Genomic DNA, 6,000 nt, shown 5'->3' on the forward strand with positions numbered 1-6,000 from the left:
AAATTAGGAGGCTAGGCTTCGACGGAATTTATGAAGGTAGATGAGTATCACGGGCTATTTTTGTGATAAGATAAAAACAGCACTACCTACCCTGTTGTAGGGGGCGATTTAATAACTCGAAATTTAGGTTTGGAATTAGGGCCAGTTGTTGATATTCGCTCTAATCTTTCTATTACAGCATTGAGATTGCGCTGTGCAATTAAAAGGGTGCGTAACTCATTTTTTACTTCTTCTGCTAGGGCAGTGTTCTTGCCGGTAAGCATGATAATGGTCTTAGCGAGCTTGTCATATTCAAGTCTTAGATCATTCAGAGTTTGCATTTTTACCTCCATCTGTAATGTAACTAGTATCAGACGGTTTCACCATGCTTCATTTGCACGCTGCATAACGGAGCCCGTTTGTAGGTAGGCCTTCTCAAGGACGCAGCGTTTCTAAATTTGCCTGGTACTCATCTGTGGTGGGAACCCTTGGTAAGAATTGTCTATTAAATAAGTGAATGTTGTATTACGGGACTAGCTATCGCTATAATTTTTTTAGACCTTATAGTTTTAAATTTTGGATGAATTGATGGCGCCAATATCAGTTTTGTTTATGATAGATGCCACATGCTCAGCTAATTCGTAAGCAGCTTTCTGGTAAGCCAAATAAAGATTTATGCCTGCCTCCGAATCATCCCAGTCTGCGACCTCAGTTAAAGCACGAATGTTAAGATAATCGTTCAATGCAGACACTGCATCCGAATCGAATGTGAGATGTAAAGGAGCCGTAAGTTTCTGTATTGGGATTGCATGGTGGTCTGTCATTAGTATCTCCTTTTCAGAATCTTCGAAGGTTCTATAGTGCTCTCGTCCCTGCTAATCTTCGTGGCGAGAGGTAGTGCTAAGAGAGTAGCTTTAATACTTCGCACTTCATTTTGATTTGCCATTTCTTTTTTTTGCTTGGTGTTGCGTTTTTAACTTTATATGTGATATGGCAGCTTAAAGGGATATGTTGCTCACTCAATATGCACAGAATTATTCGGTCAGTTTAAACAAACTTTATCCTTTGATTTTTGTCAGCTCGGGCAATTATGTTTGATTAGCCTGGTTTCGATATGAGCCAAATGCTGAGCCATCAACATCTCGGCGGCATTCGAATCCCGACGCTCCAACGCATCTACAATTTCGACATGCTCATGGCCTGCACAATGCGAACAGGCGTCTGATTCAGATTGGGCGATGACCAAAGAGGTCAGCGGTACCAGGCTATACAGAAACTTTTCCAGCGGCCCGTTCCCTGCAATTGCCGCCAAGTGCAGGTGAAATTCCCCCGACAGACGAATCGCCGGGCCATGTTGCTCCCGTTCAATGCAATCGCGTTCGCACGCAATCAGTTGGCGCAACTGCCGGATTTGCGCAGATGTAGCTTGGACACACGCCAGCTTCACCACGATAATTTCAGTAACGCGACGCGCTTCCAGAATCTGCCGCGTTTGTTGGGTATTTGGCGCCGCCACTTGGGCGCGCTGGTTGGGGCGTAGGATGATTACCTGTTGGTGGGACAGCTTTGCTAACACCCGGCGAATGATGCTACGACTCACGCTAAAGGTTTCGCCCAGGTGTTCTTCGGTAAAACGGCTAGCTGGGACTATGCGTTGTTCGAGAATTGCGTCGAAAAGGCGTGTATATATGTCGTCCACCGAGGGCTTTGTACGGCGCTCTAAGCGTAGGGCTGTGAGGGACGTTTCGTTTTGCAGGGCGTGGAGTTGCGTCATGCTCGTCTCCATAAAGTCAGCTGCCTAGATAGTCGTCTGGGATGTTCAGGGCAATGCCCATGCGCTGACCTTCCTGAAGGATGTGCCGACGCATCTCGGCATTGGCCAGGGCGCTGTTCTTGTTGCGAATGGCGCGCACCACGGCTTCGTTTTCCTGCAGACGTTCGGCCAGATGTTCCGGTGAATTGCGCAGCACCTGGGCGCTTTGCTTCAGGGCATTGCTGGTCTGCTGCACCACCTTTTGGAAGATTGGGTTGGACGTCAGGGCAAACAGTTCTTCGTGAAAACCGATGTAGGCATTCATGCCCGCTTCGGCGTTGCCTTCGTCGAGGGCTTCGCGCATGTCCATCAAGGTCAGGCGCAGTTGGCCGACTTCCTTACTGCTGATGGACTGGGCCACTAGGCCGACGATGAAGGGTTCGAGGGTGTAGCGCAGTTGCAGGATATCTTCCAGGCTCGCATCCGTTACCGCATCGCTCGATTGCCGCTCGCTGATGCGGGGTTCGAGTACTACCACGCCTTTGCCGGGCATGGAGCGGACTAGGCCGAGGGTTTCCAGCACGATCACCGCTTCGCGTAGGCTCGGGCGGCTGATGCCCATCTGTTCGGCCAGTTCACGCTGGCCGGGGAGCATTTCGCCCCGGCGCCACTGGCCCCGCACGAGGGCGGCGCGCAGTTTTTCTACCACTGAATTGACGAGGGTTGAGGTGCTGATCACGTCGATGTCTCCTTCTTTTTACGAACACCAGAGCCACTGTGGGAACTGGCTTGCCTGCGATAGCGGTGTATCAGGCACAGAATTGTGTCGGCTGAAGCACCACTACCAGTCAAGCCAGTCCCCACGTTTGAACGATTTCGGCCTTGAAAGCGGGTTAGAACTCCTGATGCGCCGCTGGCAACACCGGTTTCTTGGCCTGGAAGGCATAACCTTGCTGACCCTCCAGCACTTTGTTGGCACGCTTTATATCGATGTCTTTCTCCCAGCGCGCAATAGCCACGGTGGCTACGCAGTTGCCGATCAGGTTGGTCAAGGCGCGGCCAATACCCATGAACCAATCCACCGCCAGTACCAGCACCAGGCCCACGACCGGAATCGCCGGGATCGCCGTGAGTGTCGCCGCCAAAATCACCAGTGCCGAACCGGGGATGCCGTGGGCGCCCTTGGAGGTGATCAGCGACACCAGCAGGATGGTCAGCAGGTCGGTCATCGACAGCGGTGTGCCGGTGGCGTTGGCGATAAATACGATGGCCAGGGTCAGGTAGATGGAGAAGCCGTCAAGGTTGAACGAATACCCCGTCGGAATCACCAGGCCCACGGTGGAACTGCCTATCCCCAGGTGTTCGAGTTTGCGCATGACTTGCGGCAGTACCGCGTCGGAGGAGGCGGTGCCCATGACGATCAGCAGTTCTTCGCGCAAGTACTTGAGCAGCGGCAGCATGCGCAACCCTGAAACGCGCATCACCAGGCCGAGGATCAGCGCGACGAACGCGAAGCAGGTCAGGTAGAACAAGCCCACCAGGCTGCCCAGATGCTGCAGCGAATCCAGGCCGTAGGTGCTGGTGGTGAAGGCGATCGCGCCGAATACGCCGATCGGCGCCAGGCGCACGATCATGCCCATGATGCGGAAAATCACATGGCTCAGCTCATTGATCAGCCGCGTGATGCCGCTGGCCGCTTCGCCCACCAGATTCAGCGCACTGCCGAACAACACCGAGAACAACAGCACTTGCAGCACGTTGTTATCGGCAAAGGCGCCGATCACCGAGTTGGGGATCAGGTCCATCAGGAACTGGCTGGTGCCTTTGATGTGCTGGCCCTTGTCGGCCAGTTCATTCAGACCGGCGGAGGACAGTTGCTCCAGGTGGATATTGGCGCCTTGGCCGATACCGGTGCTGAACGCCATGATCAGGCCGATCACCAGGGCAATGGTGGTGAGCACTTCAAAGTAGATCACCGACTTGAGGCCGATGCGCCCGACCTTCTTCAGGTCGCCGGCACCGGAAATACCGCTGACCACCACGCAGAACACGATCAGGCCAATCAGCATTTTGATCAGCTTGATAAAACCGTCACCCAAGGGTTTGAGTTGCGAGGAGAATTCGGGAAGGGCCAGGCCGCAGACGATGCCAAGCATCAGGCCAATCACGACTTGCAGGAAAATCGAACGCGAACACCATCTGAGCATGGGAGGGATCTCTATTCGGTGCCCTAGTGGTTCTAGAGCCTAATTGTTGTGGTCATACCGGTAAATCCAATGCATAAACCTAGTCTACGTCCGGTTTTTTTTATAAAACAAGTGACAATTTGACGACTTACTCTCTCCGGTCATACCAGTTCGTTGCTTCGGTTTATGCTTGAGCGGTCAGGTGGGAGAATTTTTTGGCCCAGGAAAACTCTGAAAGACTTCCTGACTTGGCAAAATCTCCGGACACCAGTCGCCGAGCTTTTCGATGATTAAACAAATGACCTTAGCCGACGCCGAATACGCCGGCAAACGCAAGCAGCCCTGTAAGGAATTGTTCCTGATCGAAACGGATCAGGTGTTGCCCTGGAAGGGTTTGATTGCTCTGATTGAGCCCTATTATCCAAAAGGCGAAGGTAGCCGTCCCGCCTACCCATTGATGGCGATGCTGCGTGTTCATCTGATGCAGAACTGGTTCGGCTACAGCGATCCAGCGATCGAAGAGACGCTGTATGAGACGACCATCCTGCGTCAGTTTTGCGGTCTGAGCCTGGAGCGAATCCCGGACGAAACTACCATTCACAACTTCCGTCGTCTGTTGGAAAAGCACGAGTTGGCGACCGGAATTCTAGGCGTAATTGGCGCAGTCATCGATCTCGGCCTGATAGATCCGATCACCTTTGTTGTGCTGTTTTAGCGTTAACCATTTGCCTGCCGGACACTGGAAACGCTCGTGTCCGGCCTCATAGGTAAAGTCTTTTCGCTCAAAGAACTGTTCTTCCTGACTGCAAGGTTTTATTGGGCGGTACATAGGCCGTAATCGAAGCATCCTCGCAGGTCTGAAACTGCTGGCCGTTGGAGTAGCCGGCATCGGCTGGGCCTGTCCGCTCATCTTGCTGTAACTCTGCTTTGGCGGCCTTGGCCATCGGCTCCAGTTGCTTTCGGTCATCGCCATTCTGGGTGACTTCATGATGCAAAATCAGGCAATGCTCGGCGTCCATGACTGTTTGCACGTTGTAGGCCACACATGGCGCTTTGGCCGTGCGCATCATTCGGGCATCGCTTTCATGGGTGTTGAACTGCTCGATGCCCATCGAACTCATCAGTGCCTGGTAACTCTGATTATCCTGTTGTCGAGCCTTAAGCTCCGTCAGGGCTGCTTTGATTGCGCTGCGATCAATTCTCTCTGTGGTTTCAGCCTTGTCGGCCTCATCCAGCTCGGCCAGATACTGAGCTATGCGCTTATCTAGTTTTTCTTCCTGGCGCTTGAGTTGCTTCAAATCACATGACGCCGTGAGGATGCGACCGCCTGAACCTTGCTGCCGTCGATGACCACTCGCCGGCGATCTAGCCTGCCGTGCGACAAAACCAAACGAAAGCACTGCAGGTCGCGATGGAGGCGGGTTTATTGTCCTTGTGAAAATCGGCGATGGTTTTGAGGTCGGGCTTGAGCCGGTTGATCAGCCATATCACTTCGATGTTGCGCTGACTCTCGGCTTAAAGACGTCGCGATGAGCGAATCCGCTGAGAATATCCCTAGAGGCAGAGTTTTAGCTGATCGGCGGGATCAGAAGCATGGCGCCCCGTGTTTTTTGAAATCACTTTATCGAAGCCCGGTTGCACCAGATCCGGCTTGGCAACGTACAGGTCAATGACGCGAACGAGATGATCCTCGGGGATCAACTCTTCCAACGAGACCGGGAATAGGCTGGTCTGGCTACGGGATTCGCCCTGGATATACGCCATAGCGAAAAATGCTCGGTAATTCTTTCAATACATAGCATTTTCTTTTAGCTCTGCGCAGTTTGCTAGGTTTTAACACAGTCTGCCATGGGTCTTTTTGAGATTCAAATGGTGGAATCGGTAGGCCGTTGAAACGATGCACTGTGGCTGGCGGACCATTGTGACAATGCGTTGGAAAAAATATTCCACTAAAAATAATTCTGGAATAAATATTGATTGGCGCCGCTGAACGTTCTAGTCTGCTCCCACCAAGAGCGTTTGCCGTCGCCACGGCGGCACAACGCAGGCTGATAAAAATAACAGGAGCCAGCATGGGCCAGA

6 protein-coding genes and 2 pseudogenes are annotated in these 6,000 nt (G+C 52.5%); 1 reads left to right on the forward strand and 7 read right to left on the reverse strand.

Going from position 1 to position 6,000, the window contains the following annotated elements; translation table 11 throughout:
- Positions 1 to 86: 86 nt before the first annotated feature.
- The 5 genes from V6M90_RS27925 to V6M90_RS27945 all read right to left on the reverse strand — a co-directional run bounded on the left by V6M90_RS27925 (position 87) and on the right by V6M90_RS27945 (position 3,954).
- A complete protein-coding gene (locus V6M90_RS27925; protein ID WP_332847488.1) occupies positions 87 to 320 on the reverse strand; it encodes a hypothetical protein in 234 nt (77 codons plus the stop codon).
- A gap of 228 nt (positions 321 to 548) precedes the next feature.
- Positions 549 to 803: a hypothetical protein gene (locus V6M90_RS27930; RefSeq protein WP_332847489.1), complete on the reverse strand. Its 255-nt coding sequence runs from the start codon at positions 801 to 803 to the stop codon at positions 549 to 551.
- A 251-nt stretch (positions 804 to 1,054) separates the two neighbouring features.
- Positions 1,055 to 1,753, reverse strand: coding sequence for a GntR family transcriptional regulator (locus tag V6M90_RS27935; RefSeq protein WP_332847490.1), 699 nt, complete (start codon positions 1,751 to 1,753; stop codon positions 1,055 to 1,057).
- A gap of 16 nt (positions 1,754 to 1,769) precedes the next feature.
- Positions 1,770 to 2,471: a FadR/GntR family transcriptional regulator gene (locus V6M90_RS27940; protein WP_332847491.1), complete on the reverse strand. Its 702-nt coding sequence runs from the start codon at positions 2,469 to 2,471 to the stop codon at positions 1,770 to 1,772.
- Positions 2,472 to 2,625: 154 nt separating this feature from the next.
- Positions 2,626 to 3,954 (reverse strand): C4-dicarboxylate transporter DctA, encoded by a 1,329-nt coding sequence (locus V6M90_RS27945; protein ID WP_332847498.1) that lies wholly within the window; start codon positions 3,952 to 3,954, stop codon positions 2,626 to 2,628.
- Between the two features lie 253 nt (positions 3,955 to 4,207).
- Between V6M90_RS27945 and V6M90_RS27950 the strand changes: the two are divergent.
- Positions 4,208 to 4,600, forward strand: a pseudogene (locus tag V6M90_RS27950) (transposase); the annotation flags it as partial.
- Here the strand turns inward: V6M90_RS27950 and V6M90_RS27955 are convergent.
- Both V6M90_RS27955 and V6M90_RS27960 read right to left on the reverse strand, forming a co-directional pair.
- Positions 4,577 to 5,682: pseudogene (locus tag V6M90_RS27955) on the reverse strand (transposase); the annotation flags it as partial. The pseudogenes V6M90_RS27950 and V6M90_RS27955 overlap by 24 nt on opposite strands.
- Positions 5,654 to 6,000: hypothetical protein (locus V6M90_RS27960; protein ID WP_332847492.1), on the reverse strand; the 347-nt coding region annotated here is incomplete at its 5' end. The pseudogene V6M90_RS27955 and the gene V6M90_RS27960, both read right to left, overlap by 29 nt.

Source organism: Pseudomonas lactucae (genome assembly GCF_036688725.1).
Lineage (GTDB): Bacteria > Pseudomonadota > Gammaproteobacteria > Pseudomonadales > Pseudomonadaceae > Aquipseudomonas > Aquipseudomonas lactucae.